The sequence below is a fragment of the Paenibacillus sp. DS2015 genome, assembly GCF_050433705.1.
Lineage (GTDB): Bacteria > Bacillota > Bacilli > Paenibacillales > Paenibacillaceae > Paenibacillus_AQ.
In genome coordinates this window covers 84680-107059 of sequence record NZ_JBNPWS010000014.1, presented here as the reverse complement: position 1 = coordinate 107059, position 22380 = coordinate 84680, and the positions used below count along the sequence as shown (strand labels likewise).

Annotated in this window: 22 protein-coding genes; 4 read left to right on the top strand and 18 right to left on the bottom strand. The window is 39.7% G+C overall.

Annotated elements, in window-relative coordinates; genetic code table 11:
* Window positions 1-12: 12 nt before the first annotated feature.
* The 10 genes from J2T13_RS13885 to J2T13_RS13840 form a co-directional block, all read right to left on the bottom strand.
* Window positions 13-1002, bottom strand: a complete 990-nt coding sequence (locus J2T13_RS13885) for a magnesium transporter CorA family protein (protein ID WP_429372190.1) — start codon at window positions 1000-1002, stop codon at window positions 13-15.
* Window positions 1003-1144: 142 nt separating this feature from the next.
* The gene (locus tag J2T13_RS13880; RefSeq protein ID WP_429372188.1) at window positions 1145-1915 is read right to left on the bottom strand and encodes a sigma-70 family RNA polymerase sigma factor; all 771 of its coding nucleotides are present in this window, start codon (window positions 1913-1915) and stop codon (window positions 1145-1147) included.
* On the bottom strand, window positions 1912-2364 hold the full coding sequence (gene rsbW, locus J2T13_RS13875; protein ID WP_429372187.1) for an anti-sigma B factor RsbW: 453 nt from the start codon (window positions 2362-2364) through the stop codon (window positions 1912-1914). Before rsbW ends, J2T13_RS13880 begins: the two co-directional genes overlap by 4 nt.
* Before the next feature lie 21 nt (window positions 2365-2385).
* Window positions 2386-2721, bottom strand: a complete 336-nt coding sequence (locus tag J2T13_RS13870; RefSeq protein ID WP_429372185.1) for an STAS domain-containing protein — start codon at window positions 2719-2721, stop codon at window positions 2386-2388.
* Window positions 2722-2827: 106 nt separating this feature from the next.
* Window positions 2828-4495, bottom strand: a complete 1668-nt coding sequence (locus J2T13_RS13865; RefSeq protein ID WP_429372183.1) for a response regulator — start codon at window positions 4493-4495, stop codon at window positions 2828-2830.
* Window positions 4496-4513: 18 nt separating this feature from the next.
* Window positions 4514-5380 carry a CheR family methyltransferase gene (locus J2T13_RS13860; RefSeq protein ID WP_429372181.1) on the bottom strand — a complete coding sequence of 289 codons (867 nt, stop codon included), beginning with the start codon at window positions 5378-5380 and terminating at the stop codon, window positions 4514-4516.
* A gap of 75 nt (window positions 5381-5455) precedes the next feature.
* A complete protein-coding gene (locus tag J2T13_RS13855; RefSeq protein ID WP_429372179.1) occupies window positions 5456-9139 on the bottom strand; it encodes a response regulator in 3684 nt (1227 codons plus the stop codon).
* On the bottom strand, window positions 9136-10305 hold the full coding sequence (locus J2T13_RS13850; protein WP_429372177.1) for a PP2C family protein-serine/threonine phosphatase: 1170 nt from the start codon (window positions 10303-10305) through the stop codon (window positions 9136-9138). Before J2T13_RS13850 ends, J2T13_RS13855 begins: the two co-directional genes overlap by 4 nt.
* Window positions 10306-10442: 137 nt before the next feature.
* Entirely contained in the window at window positions 10443-10784 is a 342-nt protein-coding gene (locus J2T13_RS13845) for a general stress protein (RefSeq protein ID WP_429372175.1), read from the bottom strand.
* Between the two features lie 130 nt (window positions 10785-10914).
* Window positions 10915-11415 carry a DUF948 domain-containing protein gene (locus J2T13_RS13840; RefSeq protein WP_429372173.1) on the bottom strand — a complete coding sequence of 167 codons (501 nt, stop codon included), beginning with the start codon at window positions 11413-11415 and terminating at the stop codon, window positions 10915-10917.
* A 263-nt stretch (window positions 11416-11678) separates the two neighbouring features.
* On the opposite strand from J2T13_RS13840, the gene J2T13_RS13835 reads away from it, so the two are divergent.
* Window positions 11679-11843, top strand: a complete 165-nt coding sequence (locus J2T13_RS13835; protein ID WP_429372171.1) for a DUF1328 domain-containing protein — start codon at window positions 11679-11681, stop codon at window positions 11841-11843.
* A gap of 122 nt (window positions 11844-11965) precedes the next feature.
* Here the strand turns inward: J2T13_RS13835 and J2T13_RS13830 are convergent, their stop codons facing one another.
* Window positions 11966-12454, bottom strand: coding sequence for a hypothetical protein (locus J2T13_RS13830; RefSeq protein WP_429372169.1), 489 nt, complete (start codon window positions 12452-12454; stop codon window positions 11966-11968).
* 290 nt (window positions 12455-12744) lie between these two features.
* Here J2T13_RS13830 and J2T13_RS13825 point away from each other — a divergent pair, with 290 nt between their 5' ends.
* Window positions 12745-13137, top strand: coding sequence for a hypothetical protein (locus J2T13_RS13825; RefSeq protein ID WP_429372167.1), 393 nt, complete (start codon window positions 12745-12747; stop codon window positions 13135-13137).
* Window positions 13138-13276: 139 nt separating this feature from the next.
* Here J2T13_RS13825 and J2T13_RS13820 read toward each other — a convergent pair whose 3' ends face one another.
* On the bottom strand, window positions 13277-13726 hold the full coding sequence (locus tag J2T13_RS13820) for a DinB family protein (RefSeq protein ID WP_429372165.1): 450 nt from the start codon (window positions 13724-13726) through the stop codon (window positions 13277-13279).
* An 81-nt stretch (window positions 13727-13807) separates the two neighbouring features.
* On the bottom strand, window positions 13808-14683 hold the full coding sequence (locus J2T13_RS13815; RefSeq protein ID WP_429372163.1) for a cation diffusion facilitator family transporter: 876 nt from the start codon (window positions 14681-14683) through the stop codon (window positions 13808-13810).
* Window positions 14684-14873: 190 nt separating this feature from the next.
* On the opposite strand from J2T13_RS13815, the gene J2T13_RS13810 reads away from it, so the two are divergent.
* Window positions 14874-15056 carry a hypothetical protein gene (locus J2T13_RS13810; protein ID WP_429372161.1) on the top strand — a complete coding sequence of 61 codons (183 nt, stop codon included), beginning with the start codon at window positions 14874-14876 and terminating at the stop codon, window positions 15054-15056.
* Between the two features lie 201 nt (window positions 15057-15257).
* Here J2T13_RS13810 and J2T13_RS13805 read toward each other — a convergent pair whose 3' ends face one another.
* From J2T13_RS13805 to J2T13_RS13790, 4 genes are all read right to left on the bottom strand, one after another.
* Complete coding sequence (locus J2T13_RS13805) at window positions 15258-16880, bottom strand: ABC-F family ATP-binding cassette domain-containing protein (RefSeq protein WP_429372159.1); 1623 nt, start codon at window positions 16878-16880, stop codon at window positions 15258-15260.
* 214 nt (window positions 16881-17094) lie between these two features.
* Window positions 17095-17196 carry a cytochrome bd oxidase small subunit CydS gene (gene cydS, locus J2T13_RS13800; RefSeq protein ID WP_429372157.1) on the bottom strand — a complete coding sequence of 34 codons (102 nt, stop codon included), beginning with the start codon at window positions 17194-17196 and terminating at the stop codon, window positions 17095-17097.
* A 7-nt stretch (window positions 17197-17203) separates the two neighbouring features.
* Window positions 17204-18235: a cytochrome d ubiquinol oxidase subunit II gene (locus J2T13_RS13795; RefSeq protein ID WP_429372155.1), complete on the bottom strand. Its 1032-nt coding sequence runs from the start codon at window positions 18233-18235 to the stop codon at window positions 17204-17206.
* Window positions 18232-19581 carry a cytochrome ubiquinol oxidase subunit I gene (locus tag J2T13_RS13790; RefSeq protein ID WP_429372153.1) on the bottom strand — a complete coding sequence of 450 codons (1350 nt, stop codon included), beginning with the start codon at window positions 19579-19581 and terminating at the stop codon, window positions 18232-18234. Before J2T13_RS13790 ends, J2T13_RS13795 begins: the two co-directional genes overlap by 4 nt.
* Before the next feature lie 324 nt (window positions 19582-19905).
* Here J2T13_RS13790 and J2T13_RS13785 point away from each other — a divergent pair, with 324 nt between their 5' ends.
* On the top strand, window positions 19906-21042 hold the full coding sequence (locus J2T13_RS13785) for a virulence factor (protein WP_429372151.1): 1137 nt from the start codon (window positions 19906-19908) through the stop codon (window positions 21040-21042).
* An 89-nt stretch (window positions 21043-21131) separates the two neighbouring features.
* Here J2T13_RS13785 and J2T13_RS13780 read toward each other — a convergent pair whose 3' ends face one another.
* A complete protein-coding gene (locus tag J2T13_RS13780) occupies window positions 21132-22262 on the bottom strand; it encodes a transglutaminase domain-containing protein (RefSeq protein ID WP_429372149.1) in 1131 nt (376 codons plus the stop codon).
* Window positions 22263-22380: the final 118 nt, after the last annotated feature.

Sequence of the window (22380 nt, the reverse complement as noted above, 5' to 3'; positions counted from 1 at the left end):
GAACGCGTACACTTACAGATGATTATCCTTATTGGATTTGCCATGAAGCAAATCACCAGTCCAGCCCTTCTTGATCATCCATAGATACATTCCAACTGTGCTGAGTGAAATGAAGAGGCACATTCCAATAAACCCCCAGGACATTTTCATGAATGGGATCCAATCGAAATTCATCCCCCATATGGCCCCAAGCACGGTTGCTGGCATAAAAACTGCCGTAATAATCGTCAAGGTCTTCATGATCTCATTTCCTCTATATGAAGAGACTGCATCGTCGATAGATATTAATGTATCAATCTCATCACTATAATGTTTGAATAATCGGTCTATCCTCTCCAATCTATAGTACAGCTGTTGATAGAACCTATTCACTTCCAACTTATCATGAAATGCTTCATTAGCAGCCACACCTAACTCCTGAAAAGAGATGAACAGATTGTTCCAATACAATAATTCAAATCGAGCGGTTAAAATCTGATCCATTAAATTGCGTCGATTACTCTTTTCCATTAAACGCTCTAATTCGCGCAAGTTAATTTCGAATTGGTCCATCCCTTGATGCAAATAATGAAGAATGGTCCTTGTTAAGACGAACAAACCATCTTTAGCATCCTCACATTGTTGAAACATAGTCATTCGATTGGCTTGATTCATAATTGCCCAGGTATCATCATCTATATTCATCGTAATTAACGTATCCTGATTCACAAAATAATGATATTGTTGATAGCTCCGATCACTGCCGATAGTTGAATTTACGGAATACATCATCGTACCAAAAATCACCGGGTCTACGCCATTAGGAAAACGAACACTTATATAGCTGCCCTTTACTTTAGAAACAGTATCAAGCCATTCCTCCATTCCAGGAATATTCAAACGTAGCTGATCAATCTCCGCTGATGGCGTCCCCCCATCCTCTACCACGAGATCATGCCAATCCCATTTGTTTGCAAAAGAAATCTCGGTAGGATGCCTTCCGCGCTTTCCCCCTTGTTCCATTCATTCCAAACTCCTCTCCATATCAATGATCTTATTCGGATTGAAAAAGGACACGCTGTTTTTCTCTCTAGAGAAATACGAAGCGTGTCCTAAATCGTGTACTTGCATTCATAATCATGTAACTGCTCATAAATCCGTTCCTTTATAAAGATAAATTAGTCATAATTTCTTTCAACTTCTCTGTTGCCCTCTTCTGGATACGCGATACACTCATTTGTGAAACTCCTAGTTTCTGTGCAATAGAGCGTTGGGACTCACCATCTTGGAATGCAAGCAGTAATACCTTTTGTTCCTGTTCTTTAAGCTGGCTAAGCGCCTGTTGTATATCCATACGCTTCTCTACAGAATCATAATCATTCACATCAGAACTAATTAATTCACCTAAAGTGGCACCTGATTCTTCTTGTGAAAGTGGAGAATCTAATGAGACATAATGATAACATTCACGTCCAGCCAATATTTCTACGGTTTCTTCCGCTGTCAGATCTAGAAACTCCGCAATTTCCTGAACGTTAGGAGAGCGTTCCAATTTAACATTTAATTCATCAATAGCACGCTGGACTAAAGCGCCTTTTTCTTTGATTCTTCTAGGAACTTGAATATACCAAGATTTATCCCTAAGATAATTCTTCATATGTCCAATCATACTCTTCATGGCGTATGGCTCAAAGGGAATCCCCAAGCTGATATCGTACTGCTGAAGCAGTCGAATTAATGCCATTTGTCCCACTTGAAATAAATCTTCATATAAATCCGGACGGTTACGAGCAATTTTGCCTGCCGCCATCTTTACCATAGGTTCATATTTTCGGATCAGCACAGTCGCAAGTTCATTATCTTTTGTCTGCTGATATTCCCAGATGAGACCTACTGCCTCGCTCATGGACTCGGGGGGAGTCACATTCTCACTCATGCCGTTTCCTCACTTCTCATGATGCGTTTTGTAAGTACAACTGCTGTACCTTCACCCGCAAGACTTTCTACGCTGACATCGTCCATAAGTGCCTGCATTAGATAAAAACCAAGACCACCCACTTCAACTTCACTGAGTTCTTTATCATGTAAAGTCACACGACTACTCTGTGAATCTACATTGTCAAAGCTCTCCCCCTCATCTTTGACAGTGATCGATAACACATCGGCATTTATTTCAAAGGTTACCTCTACCATCCCATCTGCTTGACCATATGCGTAAAGTACAGAGTTATTACACGCTTCTGAAACGGCTACTTTCATATCTTCAATTTCTTCATATGAAAATCCCATTTTGGAAGCAATTCCATATAAATTTAATCTTACAACATCGACAAAATCAGCACTTGCGGGTAATGTAAGTACAACTTTCTGAGATTGAGCATTCATTTATCTTCCGTTCCTTTCCTATTAGGAATTCTCTCGGGATGCAAAAAACTTAGCTATTCCCGTCATATCAAACAGTTTCTGAATTCGGGCTGGCACATCCTGTACGAGAAATTGAGCATTCATCCCATGTCTAGCTTTAAGAATAGACAATAGAATACCAATACCTGTGCTATCAATATACTTTAAATTCTTCATGTTAATAATTAAATCCTGATCTGGAACTCCAATGAGAGGCTCCATCACTAAACGAAAATCAGGAGCAACAGATAAGTCTAATTCCCCTTCTATAAAAACAGTACACGATCCTTCATTCGTTTCCGTTGTAACATTAAACTTTTCATTTTTGTTTGTATTCATAGACACTCTCTCCTGATAACAATGTTTTTACTACCAATATTCAATAACCCGATCGCTCACGATTGAAACAGTAACTTCGTAATTTCTTAATTATACTATATATTAATCAAGCATGATTCATTCGCGGTTCCGATAAATGATCATCACTAGGATTCGTATACAAAGATAATATCTGCTGTATGCTGCTCATTTTAATAGGTTTACTTATATAATGATTCATACCTGATGCGATGCATTTCTCTTCAATTCCATCCATTACGTTTGCTGTCATGGCAATAATAATGGCTTTCTCTTCTGTTATCGTAGACTCTCGAATCTTAGCCGTCGCCTCTAATCCATCCATGACTGGCATTTGTAAATCCATAAATATGAAATCGTAGCCTTTATGCTTAACAAACATATCCATTGCTTGTTCACCATCTTCTGCCAAGTCAGCGGATAGCCCCATCTTATTTAGCATACTCACCATAAGCTTCTGATTAATTGGATGATCTTCTACTACCAGAACACTGGCTTCTAACTTTTCGGGTCGCGTTGCATGAAGACATGCATTATGATCTAAACAAGCTGCTTGTTCTTCTTCATTCGGTGGACGAACCACGACATTAAATACAAAAGTAGCTCCTTTTTCCTCCATCGATTCAGCTCTGATTTCTCCACCCATGATTTCGACCATAGATCTACATATAGCGAGACCCAACCCTGTTCCACCGTATTTACGTGTCATGGAAGAATCAAGTTGGGAGAACGGTTGAAATAAGCGATCTACCTTGTCAGGAGAAATACCAATACCTGTATCCTTAATTGTAAACTCCAGCGAATACTCGTCCTCAGAGTTTCTCTCAGATACGACTAAATAAACTCCACCCTGGTTCGTAAACTTAATCGCGTTGGCAATTAAATTTATCAATACTTGTCGAAGCCTTGTCATATCACCATAGAGGATCTGGGGTATTTGTTCATCAATGAAATATACCAGTTCGAGATTTTTTCTTCCAGCTTCCACTGTGAACAAACTGAATACTTCCTGTATACAAGCCTGTACATCAAATGGATACTCTTCGAGTTCCATTTTTCCAGACTCTAATTTCGTGAAATCCAGTATATCGTTAATGACAGTCACAAGTGCGTCCGCACTTTTACGAATAATTTCACTGTACTCCTTTTGATCCTCTTGTAAATCTGTTTCCATCAAGAGATCAACCATGCCAATAACCCCATTCATAGGTGTCCGTATCTCATGACTCATCATCGCTAGAAACTCTGTCTTGGCATTGACCGCAATCTCTGCCGTTTCTTTGGCTTTCATAAGTTCTTGATTCATTTTTTCTAATTCTTGTGTTTTTTGTTGAAGTAACATCGATTGATTCTTGTGTTTCTTGTTTGATATATACATCTCCACAAATCCTTCAATTTTAGACTTTAGGATTTGTGGGATGAATGGTTTAACCATATAGTCAATCGCTCCAGCAGAATAGCCGGCAAAGAGATGTTCGGCTTCTTTACTATTTGCAGAAATAAATATAATGGGAATCTCTTTAGTCTTGTCTCTTGCCTTAATTAGTTTTGCCGTTTCAATTCCGTCCATCCCAGGCATCTGTACATCTAATATAATCACAGCGAACTCATCCTTCAAAAGGCATCTCAAGGCTTCTTCTCCTGATGTAGCTTTGATAAGATTATACTGTTCACTCTCGAGTACAGCTTCCAGTGCTAATAAATTCTCCGGTCGATCATCGACTAGTAAAATATTAATCGGTTCTTGAACCCCCATTAGGACCCTCCCCCCTTGTTACTTTATCTTCCGATATATTTTTTCTGACTTATCTAATAGTTCGTAACCATCGCCATATTTCGTAAATTGTATGGATTCCTTCGAACCTAGCACTAGAATACCGAAACGACTCAAACTCTCATGAAATAGACCATGGACGTGATCGCGGAGGATATCGTTGAAGTAAATCATGACATTTCGACAAAGAATAACGTTAAATTCATTAAACGAACGATCCGTCGCCAGATTGTGCTCTGCAAAAATAATATTTTTCTGTAAAAAGGGTTGGAATTTAACAGAGTTATATTTCGCTGTATAGTATTCTGAAAATGAACGAGTTCCGCCCGCTTCGATGTAATTCTTGGTGTATAACTTCATCTTCTCGATCCCAAAGATCCCCTCTTTAGCTTGCTTTAGAGATTGACTATTCATATCTGTTGCATAGATCCGAGCCTTATCGTATAGCCCTTCCTCATGAAGTAGGATCGCCATAGAGTAAACTTCCTCGCCAGTAGAACATCCTGCATGCCAGATACGAATATAAGGGTATGTCCGTAGTATAGGAACCACATGTGTCCGAAAAGCTAAGAATAGTTCCGGGTCTCTAAACATTTCGGTGACGGGAATAGATAAACTATGAATCAAGCGTTCAAAAGTAGTACGATCATGCATGACCCTTTCTTGCAATGAAGATATATTATGAAGTTGGTTGGCATGTATGAAATGCCAGATCCTACGCGTAAGTGAAGGAGTGGCATAATTCTGAAAATCGTGACCATATAATCGATGCATCCCTTGTAGTAAAAGTTCAAGTTCAATAGTCTCGCGTTCAGCATCTACTCTCTGCGATACCTCATCATACTCCGCATCATCCATCGAAGTCATTAACTGTCCCTGCTTCCTCTTGTACCGCCATTGTGAAATAACTAACATTACTATATCATTAACCAAAAAATGCAGTTACGAATACAACCATACTCGCATTAGTGAAAGAAGTTGTTCTGTTCGTATCGGTTTTTTCACATAATCAGAAGCCCCAGCCTCAATACACTTCGATCGATCCTCTTTCATAGCCTTCGCTGTTAATGCAATAATGGGAAGTCTATAGTATTCAGGATTCTGTCTAATCAAAGTCATAGCCTCGTATCCATCCATTTCAGGCATCATCATATCCATGAGCACGAGATCGAAATCTTTACGTTCCTCTAAGATATCTAATGCTTCTCTTCCGTTCTCAGCAAATACCACTTCCATACCATAACTTTCCAACACACTAGACAGTGCAAAGACATTCCGTATATCATCATCAACGAGCAATATCTTTTTATTTTCAAAAAGTTCTTCCTTGTTATGGAGCCTTTGTAGTATCTTTCTTTTCTCTTCTGGTAAGTTAGCCTCTACCCTGTGAAGAAATAATGTCGTCTCATCTAGTAGGCGTTCTGGAGACTTCACATCCTTAATGATAATAGACTCCGCATACTTACGAAGCGTCATTTCTTCCTTAGAATCAAGATCTTTACCCGTATATATAATGATCGGGAGATCAGATAAATCTTCATCATCTCGAATCTGGTCAAGCAGTTCAAATCCAGTCATATCCGTTAACATTAAATCGAGCACCATACAATCATATTTCTGAGTGCGAAGTAACATTAATGCTTCTTTTCCAGACGATGCTGCCCCAATAGATACATCGTCATGATTGATGAACTCTATGATGGCATTACGCTGAATTTCATCATCTTCTACAATAAGTAAGTGCTTCAACGAATTATCTGTATATGATTCAATATGCGAGAATGCTTTATCAAGTGCGCCTTTGGATGAAGGCTTCTTCAAATAGGCAATGGCGCCCATCATCAGCCCTTGCTTCACTTCATCAATGACCGATACGATATGAACAGGAATATGACGTGTTAATGCTGAATTTTTCAAGTCATTTAGAATGGCCCATCCATCGATAACAGGTAATTGAATATCCAGAATAATAGCACTCGGCAAATAAGTCTGAGCCATGGACAGCCCTATATCACCCTTTGTTGCTACCAATGCCTTAAAGCCTCGATCTCTCGCCATATCAAGAAGTATAGATGCAAATTTCACATCATCTTCAATAATAAGCAATGTTTTATCGTTCTCTTGAAGCGAGTGGCGGTCATCTTCGAGCAACTCGTCTAGTTGATCATGGGTAATATGATTAGTATTTCCTGAATAATTTATATCCCTATAACTTGCTCTACTTAAGATGGATTCCGAACTTGATGCAGCGGCCACTTCTGTTCCTGTTAATTCTTCACTTGGAAAATCAACAGGTAAATACAATGTGAAGCAGCTACCTTCTCCCTCAGTGGATTGCAAGTCAATATACCCACCAAGCAGATGAGATAACTCTCTACTGATGGAAAGACCTAACCCCGTACCTCCATATTTACGGCTTGTCGTTCCATCCGCCTGTTGGAATGCTTCGAATATAAGATCTTTTTTATCGAAAGGTATGCCAATCCCCGTATCTGTAACAGACAAAGCAATATATTCTTGGCCTTTCTTCAGATACTCAGGTAGTTGATTAGCATCAGTCATATGAACACTAAAGCTAATGGAGCCTGTATTCGTAAATTTAAAAGCATTGCTAAGTAAGTTCTTAAGAATCTGCTTCAATCTATGTCCATCCGTCAGTACTTCATCAGGTAAATGGTCACCGTACTTCATGTTAAGTGATAACTGTTTCTGATCTGCTAACGGCTTGAAAGTCTGCTTCACGAATTGATCGAGATCTTTCAATCGAATGGTCTCTTTATTAATATCCATTTTCCCTGCATCAATTTTGGACAAATCAAGAATTTCATCAATCATCTTAAGCAAATCTGCGCCTGACATATAAATCGTATGAGCATATTCCACTTGCTTAGCATTTAAATTTCCGCCCTTATTCTCAGACAATAACTGTGAGAGAATAAGGAGACTATTAAGCGGTGTACGCAATTCATGCGACATATTGGCCATAAATTCAGATTTGTACTTCGATGTACCCGCTAACTGAATGGCTTGCTGTTCTAATTGTGAACTTGTTTTCTCAATTTCATAATTTTTCTCTTCTAATTGCTGAACTTGGTCTTCCATCGCTCGTGTCTTCGCAATTAACTCTGTGTTGAATTGTTCTAACTCCTCTTGTTGTCTTTGCAGAAGCACTTCAGATCTTCTAAGCGCATTTGTCTGCTCCTCCAAGTTATCATTAGATTTACGTAGTTCTTCTTGTTGTGTCTGTAACTCTTCAGATTGACATTGTAGTTCCTCTGTCAAGGCTTGTGACTCACGTAACAATTCTTCTACACGTAAGCGACGACTTATATTATTGATGACAATACCTAGACTAGAGGTTAATTGCGAAATTAGTTCACGTTGCAAGGGTGAGAACGACTCAAATGAAGCAAGCTCAACTACACCTAATAGCTCATGCTCGAACAAGATAGGATAGACGACTAAGCTTACAGGAGAGGAACTTCCAAGTCCTGATTCAATAGACATATAATCCACAGGCACTTCATTAATATAAATAGGTTTCTTATCCATGGCACTTTGTCCGATTAAGCCTTCACCTATCTCAACATCCTCCTTGGCAAGCAAGCCCCCTGAGCTCGCATATGTTCCATAAGCCGATAGCCGATTTGGATGATTCGGATCACCCTGGATATAGACGGCACCGTAATGAGCTCCTAACACGGGTGTGAATTCACTAATAAACGTTTGAGATAAATGTTCTAATGAATGAACACCACGCAATAGTTCTGTCACTTGACTCGTATGAGAACCTAGCCAATTCTGATCCTTCTGACGCTGTAAATATTTCATTTCTAATTGTTGTTTTTCCTCAATATCCTCTGCCATTTCTTTAAATACGTGAGCAACCTCACCAATCTCATCCTTCGAGGTGATTTGAATACGGCGAATGGTCTTGATCTTACCTTTACCGAAACTACTAATCATCATGTTAATGACATTAAGTCCTTTAGTAATACTTGGTATAATCCACATGATGATCCCTAATCCAAGTAGAAGTCCGACAACCATAATCGCTGTCGTTATTTGAATGGAACGTGCATAGGCCGCTTTGATATCCGTCATTTCTTGATCTATCATCATATCCTGATATGTAGCTAGCTCATTCAAGCTATCGAGTGCTTCTATCTGAATGGCTAACCCTGATTCATTCCGATACTTTAGCGCTTCTTCTAATTTTCCTGCTTTTAATAATTTAACTTCTTGCTGTTCAAAATCTTCAAATTTACTCCAAGCTGCCTCAACACGTTGTAGCATCTGTTTTTCCTCTATCGTGTCTCCGCTCGCCATAAGCTCGGTCAAATAATTATTCGCATTCGTGATCCTGGTCTCTAATTGTTGTCTATCATTGCTATTATCGATCGATGAATTCGTATTGGTAAGAAGCATATCCACTAACATACGTGAAGCCGTATTGACTTCCCCCCGCATTCCGCTCGAATTACGTACTTTGATATATCTTTCTTGATAGACTTGATCTAACTGTTTGTTCATATAACTTAAACGATCGTAACCAATCATCGTCAGTACCATCATAATGAGCATGAGTGTACCGAACCCGATCAGCAACTTTGTTTTTATTTTCATTCCGGCGTTTCTCCTTCTTTCAACGTTATCCACACCAAGCATTTATCATCATCTCTTTCCTGTTGCAGCTCACTATTGAAAAATGCCTGCCTCATTGATTCTTCGTTCCACTCGTGGTGGCCTTCTAAATGTCCGATCAGGAAGTCCATTTGTGCATCATGCTCTCCTTCAACGATCTCCATCAATCCATCTGTATATAGTGCAATGTGCCCCTCATCTTCATAATATAAGGACTGCGGTTTCATCTCAATCTTATCAAACAACCCTACAGGACAACACACTTCATCCAACATAATAATCCGCCCATTCCCCTGAAAAAAGAGTGCTGGAGGATGCCCTGCATTGACATAATCAATTCGCTTCATTCGTGTATCAACTACTATATATATCGCTGTAAAGTAATATTGCACCAGTTCATTCTCGATATATAACTGATTAAACCTTCTGTTTAATTCTTGAATAACTTTCTCAGGTTCCACATGTGTCGTCACGGTATCCTTCAATACAGATGCAATAAACATACAAAATAGTGACGAGGAAATACCATGTCCCATCATATCAAGTAGAATAATACCATATCGACCATCCCCTAAAGGATACCAAGCATATAAATCTCCCGCTAGTTCGGAAGCAGGCTGATAGAGGGCATGAACTTCAAAGAGTTCCTCTTCCAAAGGAGGGGTTAGAACAGCGTTCTGAACTAGAGCTGCCAATCTAAGCTCTTCCTGTATTCGCTGATCTCTCTCTTTATGCCAATCCTTCTCCTTCTTCAATCGAAGCGCAAGCCGAATTCTAGCCATAATCTCCACTTTATTAATAGGTTTAGTTACATAATCTGTAGCTCCACTGTCCAAAGCTTCAGCTAACTTCTTGGAATCCCCTACTGCCGTTACCATAATAATAGGGATATCCTTAAGATGATCATATTCCTGAATAATCCTACATGCTTCAATACCGTCCATTTCAGGCATCATCATATCCAAAAGAATTAAATCGATATCTACTTTAGTAGTCACAATGTCACCTGGATGAAGACCGATTCCTAATATTTCAAACATCGCTCTTGCAGAGGGAGCCGTATTTGTATTTCGATAATTTTCTTTCTTAAGAATTTCCCGTATTATAATAACATTCGTAGGATTGTCATCCACAATTAAAATTTTCATAAGCCGCTCCTTAGTTTTCATAATCAATAATATTCAAAAACATAGATAAGGAATGGGAACAGATTCCCACTCCTTATCTATGTTTTTAAATAGTAATCACTTTACATGCTATAAGTAACAAATCGAACTGAAATAGATTATGATCTTGTAGCAATAACAAGCACTTTACCGAGATCCAATTCTTTCTCATAGAAATCAGCTTCCGCATTCGTAAATCCTAATGAAGTAATTTTAGCACGAAGCTCGTCTCCGCGCGAACGGAATAAATTGGCTAGGGAATTGAACACTCCTTCTTCTTTAATCCCAATCTCATCAGCATTGGCAGTATCAGCAATACGCTCTGTACGATCATCAGCGTGGGCAAGAACATAAATATGCTCATAAATATATCCTGCACTTTGTAATTGCTTAACCTCTTCAACAGCTTGAACACCATTCTGTACGACTTTTGCATATGATTGTAAGTTTTTTGAATCCATGAGTTTCACTCTCCTTCAATTTGTTATTGTTCTTTTAACCTCTACCCTTCCAATTGAAACTTAAGATGTAGTCAAAAGGAAGATCCATCTTGTCAAAAGAACTCCTCCACGCTTCGAAGCTCATAACATCTTACCGTCGGAATTTCTTCCATACTTCAGCAGCCACATCAACATATTTCACCCAGCTCGGAGCCTGTTTCGTTGCCCCTGTACTCTCATTGATCGTAGCATAGGATTGAACCGTACGTTGTTCCGCTGAACTTGCCGTTGACACTTGTGAACGTTGCGGAGCAGGTGTATGGCGCTTACTGCTCTTCATTCTATCTATAAGTGTCGTAGATACTTGTTTAGCAGCTTGCGTTACCTCGCTTAGTACTTCACCCAGATTCTGTACAGAATCCATTACAGGATCAATTTGTTTCATCTTGGCTTGAACATCTACTGTAATATCATTAGCATGCCGAATCGTTTGTTTAACCTCATAGCTCAATTCATCAATTGTTTTCTGAACCTCTTGTAACGTTTGGGTTGTCTTGTCTAGCGATTGAGTAGCCGCTCGTAATGTCTTAATTAGAAAAATAACGAGTATCGCAAATGCAACGGCTATAAGCGCAACACTAACTTCGATCATTCTTATCTCTCCTTCAAATTTCATAATGTCTGTTGTTAATGATTACCCCTTCATTAAAGGGACGAAACACGCCTACTCTAAGGTCAATTGTCTGTAGTTGAATAACATTACGACATGTTTCATCTCTTCGGTACTCGGTTAATTAGCAACTACAAGGGAGCGACGAACACATCATCGTCAACAGCACTTCTCCCATATGAATATGTAAGTATCGGATAACCTTTACACTTCATTACAAATTTAAGAAAGTAAGGTGAACAATTATGTTAAGATGGTCTGTTATTCTTTTAATCATTGCTGTCATTGCAGGGATCTTTGGTTTCTTCAACATTGTTGCAGCAGCTGCATCATTAGCAAAAATACTTTTCTTCATATTCATCGTCCTATTTATTATTACGCTCTTTACAGGTCGATCTAGGACCCCTTAACGTAGTGAAATCGCATCATTATGTACAGTACATCAGATATAACAAACAGGTTAGAAGTAGACGAAACCCCAGTTGCCTAAGTAGGTTTGAGGCCATTGGGGTTTCGTCTTTTTTGTGTCTTATTATTTACCTAATTTATCTAACAATAATGAGGGAATTAACGAGCTATCTATTTTGAAAGAAAGAATTATGCCGTCCGTGCTGAACTTGAGCTTATCAACCTCCACTACATTAGGTAAATGATCTTTAAGAGAGATACGAATAGTTGATAATGACTCTGGTATGAATGAATTTGGGATATTCACTTTTCTAATGGTCGTTGAACGATGATTTAGAATTAAATTATCCCCTTCAGATTCCATATGAAAGGTTACTGTGGCACCAAAAGGGATTAATCCCCATTTACCATTCAATGCGACATCTACTTCCTGTCCATTAAACTCAAAGTTAACCCCAGTTATATCAACAGATTGTTTATGTTCGTCTAGATATTCAATCATCTTTTTCTTGGCAAGACTATTGAGTTCGTCCCCACTTAGTTCAATCTCCGGGGTACGATTAGCGAGCATCTTGACGACCTTACCTTGCAGGTTAATATTGTCATAACTCATGTCTAAATTTCTATCTGGTGAAATGTACCATATCACTCCAGCTATTAGTATAACTATGAAGATGAACACCATGAGTATCATACGTCTAACTATACGCAAATCATCGTTCTCCTTCCGATACCAATCGTTAATATATTTTAACTGCCTGTCCTCAAATTATAAGGTAAAAACAAGATAATGTCGTGTCTTTATAAATAAAGTATTTATATGTTGGTTCAATTTACCAAACTGTGGTTAAGTCTATATTGTAAAGCAAGCAGCATTACATAGATTATTAGGAGGAATTATTAATGAAAAAGATAGTAGCAGTAACAGCAGCACTAGGGATCATGGCTTCGATGGCGACAGGCGCATTTGCAGCAGAAACAACAACGACTACGGGTAATACATCTCCAGCCATAACTACAACGACTACAGCTGATGGTGTAACTTCAACGGTATACGGTGATAATGATCAGATCGTTAGTACGCCGCTCATCACAGATGATGCTATTACGTTAATAAAAGAGCCAATTCTGTTGCTAAAGAAAACTTACTTCTATAGCACTCCTAATGGTAAAAAAGTGGGTGCACTTTCATCTCAACTAGTAAGTACAACGGGTAATAAAGTAACGGATAAATTTACAGGTACTTGGGTTGAAGTTTATACATGGGTCGGTACATCTTGGATTCTTGTAGACTAATTAATTTAATTAAATGTTAATACTTTGAAAAGGATTGGAATATTCCAATCCTTTTTTCTGTACAACTATATTCAACCCTATATTTTGCGATAAGCAGAGCCTTAAAACCTCACACAGATATTACTCGCACGGGTCATATCTATCTTACAAAGGTAATAAAATCAAGGTTAATAGGTTCTATTCCATCGATTCGAAGCCGCGAGTTAATCTGTCCTCGATGATACTGCCCATGAAGTACGACATGAGTTAAAATATCTCTTATAGAACTCTTAAACTCTAACCCTTTACTATTTGTATATGACTTTAAGTGATCTAGGTCAGTATTTGTTATTTCACTGAGAAGGGTTTTGAATTTTTCTTCATTTTGTTTAATAAGTCTTGCACAGACTGCGATATCACCCTCCAACCAAATAGGTAATTGTGAACTATCCGCTCCCTCTAGTCTAGTAATCCAAACCTGTTCTGCATAAAGAATATGAGCAAATAAGTTTTTCGTTTGCTGGTTCTCATCCTCAACATTTTGCAATGTTTCTAGAATTCGTTGATTAGCCCAATTTAAATGTTCATACATCTTGTGGATTGTTTTCAAAGGTGCGCCTCCTATATGATCTTTTTCATCTCAGAACGGAACCCGTTACTCTTCTTCTCGCTGACTTTCGTCATCTTATAATTACTCACTCTTCGGTTCAATGTGCACCTGAACTTGCATAATATTGTGAACTTTCTTCATTCGTTCCTCAATATCATCGCAAATGTGATGTCCTTCTACAATGGTTAACTTGGCATCTACAACAATGACGACATCAACTAACACATAATTACCATGAACTCTTGCTTTAACATCCTTTATTTCTTCAACGCCAGCTATTCGAGCAATTGTACTCCGCAAGTCCATTAATTGATTCTGATCAAATCCGTCCGTTAGGCTGTATGTAGAATCCTTAAAAATATCCCAAGCCGTCTTACAAATAATGAGACCGACGGCAAATGCAGCTACCCTATCCAGCCACGGCAATCCGAATTGAGCCCCAATAATTCCTATAGCCGCTCCAATGCTTACTAATGAATCTGATAAATTATCTTTAGCTGCAGCCATAAGTGCTTTATTATTAATTTGATTAGCTAGTCTACGATTAAATGCATATACCCCTAACATTCCTGCAGCACTTATAATGGCTACCCCTGCAGACCATAGATTCGGGGGTTCTGATTTAATTCCATTAAATAGTGCCCGGGCTGTCTCGACTATAATCTGTATTCCAACCATTGCCATAATAAATGAAGCAATCAATGCTGCAATAGTCTCCGCACGAAAGTGCCCATATGCATGATCTGAATCGGGTGGTTTCTGGGAAATTCGCAAGCCGATCAAGACGGCAACAGAAGCTACGATATCCGTTAAGTTGTTAAATCCATCTGCCAATAGCGCACTTGAGGCAAATAGGTAGCCACTCACCAATTTAAACACGGACAATAATAAGTAGGACATAATGCTAACCCAGGCTCCACGCTCTCCTTTGCGTATCTCTTCATATACATCCGTCAATGTTTATGCCACCCTTCTATTCAGGAGAATCATAATTACATCATTACCCTATCCTAACAAACGTATCCTAGTATGGGTCTATAGAAACAGTGTTGCGGAAAGTAAAGATTGATTTACCGTACTGCCCCCTTGTAGGGTTATTTAAAAACGTTTAGAATGAGGACAGAACCCCGAAGGGAGAGTCTTACTTATGACCGAAAATAATGAAATAAAAAAAGTGAATTTGGCTGATGCTATTCGGCAAAAATTAGAACAAAAGAAGCAGCAGTCTTTTACAGGTAGAAATGGTGGGTTTCAACCTGATGCTGCCAAAACTTTAAAAACACAAAATAACAAGAAACCAAATAACCAACGTCGCCGTACAGGCGTGTAACTCAATCTGTTCATATCACATAAGAAGAAACGGATGCCGTCCTTTCAAGGGATGGCATCCGTTTCTCGTAAAAATATAAGGATCATTTATTATGTACAGCATATAAATTCTTATATTTCCAAAAAAGCTGCTATCCCATATAACGGGATTAGCAGCTTTTGTATGTGTAGCCTAGTTAGGGGTACACACTTATATCCATTATTATTCAGCTGGATACATTTTCTCACGAAGCGCTTTGACCTCTTCGTTATCCAAGTATTCATCATAACTCATCGAGCGATCAATGATACCATTCGGCGTAATTTCGATAATCCGATTGGCAATCGTTTGAATGAACTGATGGTCATGGGATGTGAATAGAATCGTTCCATCGAAGTCCGTAAGACCATTATTAAGTGCAGTAATCGATTCCAAATCTAAATGGTTCGTGGGTTCATCGAATATAAGAACATTGGCACCATTTAGCATCATCTTAGCTAGCATACAACGTACCTTTTCTCCACCAGAAAGCACACTTGCTTTCTTCAGAGCCTCTTCACCAGCAAACAACATCCGTCCTAAGAATCCACGTAGGAACGTCTCATCTTGATCTTGGGAATACTGACGTAACCAATCCACTAAATTCATCTCTACGCCATCGAAATACTTAGAGTTGTCTATAGGGAAGTAAGCTTGAGTTGTCGTAATGCCCCACGTATATTCACCTGAGTCTGCGGTTTTCTCACCCATCAGAATATCAAACAGTGTGGACTTAGGTAAAGTATTTGGACCTACCAATGCGATCTTATCACCCTTATTGACTACAAAGTTCACGTTATCGAGTACAACTTCGCTATCAAAGGATTTATTAAGTCCGTCAATGGTAAGCAGTTGTTTACCTGCTTCACGTTCTGGCTTAAAGTGTAAGAACGGATATTTACGACTAGATGGACGAATATCATCTAACGTAATTTTATCCAATTGCTTCTTACGAGATGTTGCCTGCTTGGACTTGGATGCATTAGCCGAGAAACGTTGGATAAAGGCTTGAAGTTCTTTGATCTTCTCATCCTTCTTCTTGTTCGAATCACGTGACAAACGCAAAGCAAGCTGACTAGACTCGTACCAGAAATCATAGTTACCTACATATAACTGGATCTTGCCGAAATCAATGTCCGCAATATGCGTACATACTTTGTTCAGGAAGTGACGGTCATGAGATACGACAATAACAGTACCTTCATAATCCATCAAGAAATTCTCTAACCAGCCAATCGATTCAAGATCCAAGTGGTTGGTAGGTTCATCCAGTAGCAAGTTATTAGGACGTCCGAACAATGCTTGTGCTAGCAATACGCGTACCTTCTCGTTACCACTAAGCTCTTCCATCTTCTTATCATGTAGATCACGATAAATACCTAGACCAATCAAGAGTGATGCTGCATCAGGTTCTGCATCCCAACCATTCAGTTCAGCAAATTCACCCTCCAATTCGCCCGCACGAAGTCCATCTTGTTCTGTGAAGTCAGTTTTCGCATATAACGAATCCTTCTCCTTCATAATCTCATATAGACGAATATGTCCCATAATAACAACTTCTAGAACTGGAAATTCATCATACTCGAAGTGGTTCTGCTTTAGAACGGCCATACGTTCTCCCGGTGTCATGTGAACATCGCCTGAGTTAGCCTCAATTTCACCCGAAAGAATTTTAAGGAAAGTTGACTTACCGGCACCGTTGGCTCCAATGAGACCATAACAATTGCCCGGATTAAATTTTATGTTTACATCTTCAAAAAGTGCGCGCTTTCCATAACGGAGTGTCACGCCGCTTGTACTGATCATGAAGTATTACCAGTCCTTTCAAATTATACTTCTCCCATCATACCATAAACGACGCGCCTTTTCGAAGCCAAATCCTTGAATTACAGTTAATTCTCCTTTCTATCCATGAACCCCTCTGGATCATACGATCTATTATGCATTTAGGAAGCCCCTAGTAATGAAGGATTTCTCTTCGTTCAGCGTAGCAGTCTTCCTGCACGACCGTCTTTCATCCCTAATCTACAGGGTCCTTATATTTCCCCATGTATATGACGAGAAATACGATTGTTGCAATAATTACGAGTGGTGGAGCAACAAAAATCGAGAAATCCTCCATAAGTTAATCATCCTTTCTTAGGGGAATTCCCCCGTACATAGTTAGCGTTGAATAAGAATAAGCGCATGATGAGAATCAGCGATGGAATCAGCACAACAAGTCCTAATGCAAAAGCTGTAATTAACGCAATTGCCATGGTCTTATTCGTGAAATTGTTATAGATATTCACATATTTATAGAGCACATATGGAAGATGCGATCGTCCATATCCGAACCAAGCAAACGCAAATTGCAGAATAACCATAATGAAGGATAATCCAAGCTTACGTCTCTTCCATACATGGTAGATAGCAATCAAGAAACATAGTAAGGAAGCGATGAACATCCACGACAGGTTCAACATATTCTGGAAATGCTCTGGGTTCTGCTTATTGATCTGAAAAAAAGCTAACACAGATGCTAAAATAGTAGGCCCACTCCATACTAAGGCATATCCACGCACGACTTCGAAAGCTTCCTGATCTCCACTACGTTGGGCATAGAAAGTTAAGAACATCGCTGAAATATAGAGTACACTAACCAACGCCAGTACAATGACGGACCAAGTGTAAGGATTCGTGAAGAACTCCCTCCAACCAATAACTACTTTTCCATTAACTTCTTGAATAATACCCCCTTCAGATATGGCCAAAATGGTAGATAAAGCAGCGGGAATTAACACGCCCGTTGCCCCATAGAGTCCGACGTAAATTTTATTATTCTCCTTACTACTACCGTATGTATTGAAAGCATAGTAAGCCCCACGAATCGCTAACAGGGTAATCACAAGGCTCCCAGGCACAAGTAGTGCTGTGCCATAATAATAGGCAGAATCAGGGAAGAACCCGATAAGCCCAATATAGAAGAACACTAGAAATACATTTGTTACTTCCCATACTGGAGAAAGGTATCTCTGAATAATGCTGTGAACTCTATTCTCATGCCCCAGAGCAATACTATAGAAGCTGAAGAATCCCGCACCGAAATCAATAGAAGCAACGATCAGATAACCGAACAGAAAGATCCATAGGGCAGTGATCCCCACAATTTCATAACTCATGACTTCTCACCTCCTTCTTCAAGACCAAGTAATCTTAACTCCTCCACAGCATCTTTATTTCGAAAAAGCTTACTAAGTACTTTAATGGCCGAAAGACAAAGGACAAGGTATAACACACTAAACAGAACTAACATCCATCCAACACTCGTCGAGGTTGTTGCTGCCTCTGCTACTTTCATGTACCCCCTCATAATCCAAGGTTGGCGACCCATCTCTGCATACAACCAGCCCATTTCGAGAGCCATTAAAGATAGCGGTCCAAGCGCCATAATGCTTATAAGCATCCAAATGGGATACTTCTTCTTCCCTGGCAAACGTTTGCGAAACATATAAAGAAGCGGAATCACAACAAGTAAGCCACCAATCGTCACCATGATATCGAAATAATAATGAATCGATAACGGCGGCCGCTCATCTTCGGGAAACTCATTGAGGCCAATCACTTCCGTATTCGGTGAATTGCCTGCTAGAATACTTAGAGCATAGGGTATTTTGAGCCCATATCTCACTTCGTTATTCTCATCAAGAACACCACCATAGACCAATGTCGCTTCAGTCTGAGTCGCGAAATGCCACTCCCCTGCAGCAAGCTTCTCAGGCTGATTTTTAGCTAAATATTTACCTGAGAAGTCCCCAATAATGGCTGTACTCATTGCAAATATGAAGGTCGATACAACCGTTAGTTTCAACGCTTTTTTGAAATATACGTGATTTCGCCCTTTCAAAATGCTATAAGCGGCTAATCCGGCAAGCACACCTGCACTCAGCGTGTAGGATGAGGCAAGAACATGTGTTACTTTTGTCGATGAAGCAGGATTGAACATAGCCACGAACGGTTTAATATCCGTCAATATACCCTCTTTATATGTAAACCCTTGAGGTGAGTTCATGAAAGAATTAACAGTCGTAATAAAAACCGCCGAGGCCGAAGAACCTATAGCAACCGGAATGAGCAACAACATGTGAGTGTATTTATTCTTAAATCGATCCCATGTGTATAAATAGATCCCCAGAAAGATCGCCTCAATAAAGAACGCAAAGGTCTCCATAAACAAAGGGAGCGCAATAGCTTGTCCTGCGACACGCATAAAGGTGGGCCAGAGTAGACTAAGCTGTAGCCCAATTGAAGTGCCTGTAACGACTCCAACGGCCACTGTAATCACAAAACCACGTGCCCATCGCCTTGCTAATAACGTGTAGTGTGGATCTTGTGTACGGACTCCTCTCCACTCAGCTAAGGCAATCATTAAAGGCACACCTACACCTAGTGAAGCAAAGATAATATGGACAATTAGGGTCAGACCCGTTAAAATCCGGCTTAACAATACTGGATCTAAGGATGACATCTCTCTCACAACTCCCTTTTCAATGATTGTGTTCTTTCTCTATCCGAAATAATTCATATAGCGTATAAAAGCCTTCACCGTTCCATACAGCATAATAATCGCTATAATAATACAAGCGATAATCAGTCTTTGTTCTTGTTTTTTGAACATTTAGATCAAGAACCTCCTACCTTAAATTCCTACATTTAATCGTTCATAGACAGTTTGGCTTAAATCATCCTAGAATAACCACTTTTTTGAATTTATAAGTCATTAAGAGACGGTTATTTTTGATTTTCTTATAAATGAGGTAAACTAACGAAGACGAGGAGGTTGATCAACCTTATGAAGATCACGTTTATAGAACCAACACCAAGCCCTAATTCCATGAAACTCCATTTGGATGAAACGACAGAGGCGGGTATACGAAAAACCTACACTTTAGATAATGAACGTTCAGCTCCGTCTTGGATTAGAGAGATGCTTCATATCCCAGGCATAAAGAGTGTGTTTCACACTGCCGATTTCATAGCTTTAGAACGTAAGGGAAGCGCGGACTGGTCTACCATTCTTGGTGAAGTACAAGAGCGTTTCGGACAGGAGGGTCTGACCGATGCTTGGTCTGAATCATCTGAGGATTTGGGACAACACTATGGTGAGGCTGAAGTATTCGTACAGTATTTCCGTGGGATTCCCATGCAGATTCGCGTAAAAGCAGGTGCCCGTGAAGAACGGATTGCCCTCTCCCAGCGGTTCACTGAAGCCATTACTGAGGTCGCAATCGCAACAATGATCAAAGAACGCAAATTGTCTGAATATGGCGTTCGTTACGGAGAACTAGAGGAAATTGCACGTGAGGTAGAACAAGAACTAGAAGCTGCATATCCTCCAGAACGTCTACAACAAGTCATTCAACAAGCGATCGCTCACGGAGTAAGCAATGAGGAATTCACAGAGAAACGGGGCGAGCTTTCTGATGAGGAGCTAAGTGTCGCTCTCGAGAATAGCGATTGGCGCATTCGTTATGCCGCGATGGATAGAATGACTCCGACTGAAGATCGAATTCCGTATATCCACACAGCCCTTAGAGATGCCAAAATGCAAATGCGTCGTCTAGCTGTTGTCTATTTAGGTGATTTGAAAACACCTGAAGCTATGGAGCTTTTATACGTTGCACTTAAGGATAGTTCAGCCGGTGTACGCCGTACAGCGGGAGATACATTATCCGATATTGGTGATCCAGCAGCTACTCTTTACATGACCGAGACACTCAAGGATAGCAGTAAGCTCGTTCGCTGGCGAGCTGCCCGTTTTCTTTATGACTTAGGTACGGAGGATGCACGTGAAGCTCTTGAGGTTGCCGTAGGAGATCCAGAATTTGAAGTGAGTCTACAGGCAAGAATGGCTCTTGAACGTATTGAATCAGGTGAGCAGGCTGCCGGAACAATATGGCAGCAAATGGCTAAACGCACGAATACTTAAATTAATATAACAATAAGAAGGGCGGTGCCACTTGGTTTGTGGACACCGCCCTTCTTATGTTTTCCGAAAAAGCTTATCTATTGAACAGCTTACTTCCAAGTCACAGTCACTTTTAAATCACCAGTATTCTCAAAATCGCTATAATTATATGATATCCCATCGATATTTAGCTTGTATAATCCCTGCAATACTTCCATCAATTTATCTTTGTTACCTCGGAAGCGGAATACAATGGAATGATCTCCCTCACTAATGGCTTTCTTCACTTTCTTGTTCAGTGCAGCCGAAGTGCTGACAATCTCTCCTGATTCATATAAATTATAATTTAGTTCCTTCACCAACTTCGTATAAAAGGCTTTCTTACTTCCACCCTGTTTAACGAGCGCCGATAGCGTATCTCTATACAACGTTGTTGCGGCTGGATAAGGTTTAGTCCATGTATGGTCTTTACGCATCTGGTCATCATTCCGTAAGTAATAACCAATGGCTACCTTGTTCTTCTGGTCAGGAACGGGGTCATCCCAAGTTGTATCGAGATGATACCATTTACCAGACACCAACACTAAATTCCAAGCATGCAGCTGCCTGCTACTTCCCGATTTAACCGTACCTTCTACGATCATATTTTTGATCCCAGCTTCTTTCAACATTTTATAGGTTAAAAGGGAATAGCCCTGACATACCGTACTTCCTGTACTAAGTCCATCATATGCAGTGTATTTGCGTAAGGTTATATCATATTTCAGGTTTAGTACGACCCAGTCATGAATGGCTTTTACTTTCTCATGATCATTCATTCCAGGAACGATCATCTTCTTCAGTACACTCTGCACCTTCTTCGTGACAAATGCGGTCTCCTGAGCGGTTTCTCGGTAACTAAGTTGAACCTTCACATCCGCTGAGTTCTTACCCCCTTGATAAGAATAGCCGTAGCTTTCAATCGTATAGTTTATGTAAGGATCACTCTGCATCGCCTGATCCAATGCTTGCTTTAATTGCGTCTTTAGCGATTGCGTCTTACCTTTATACACAAATTCTAACACGTCTTTACGTTCATTCATCGCTGCTAATAGGATTACCTGAATATCGTCCACGGTACGTACCACCTCAAATTTGGAAGTAGCATAAACCCTTTCCCAATCCGTGGCAGGCGGAACGACTCCGACCATCAAGGTTCCAATCAACATTATTTTCAAGAATCTGTAGGAACTTCTACTCATCGAATACCTGCCCTTCTGTATACCAGGAATTTATAATCATTATGGATTCAAATAACGGTAACACCTAAATATATGCTTATTCTATCATTTATACACCATTTCTTTTCATTTGTGTGTG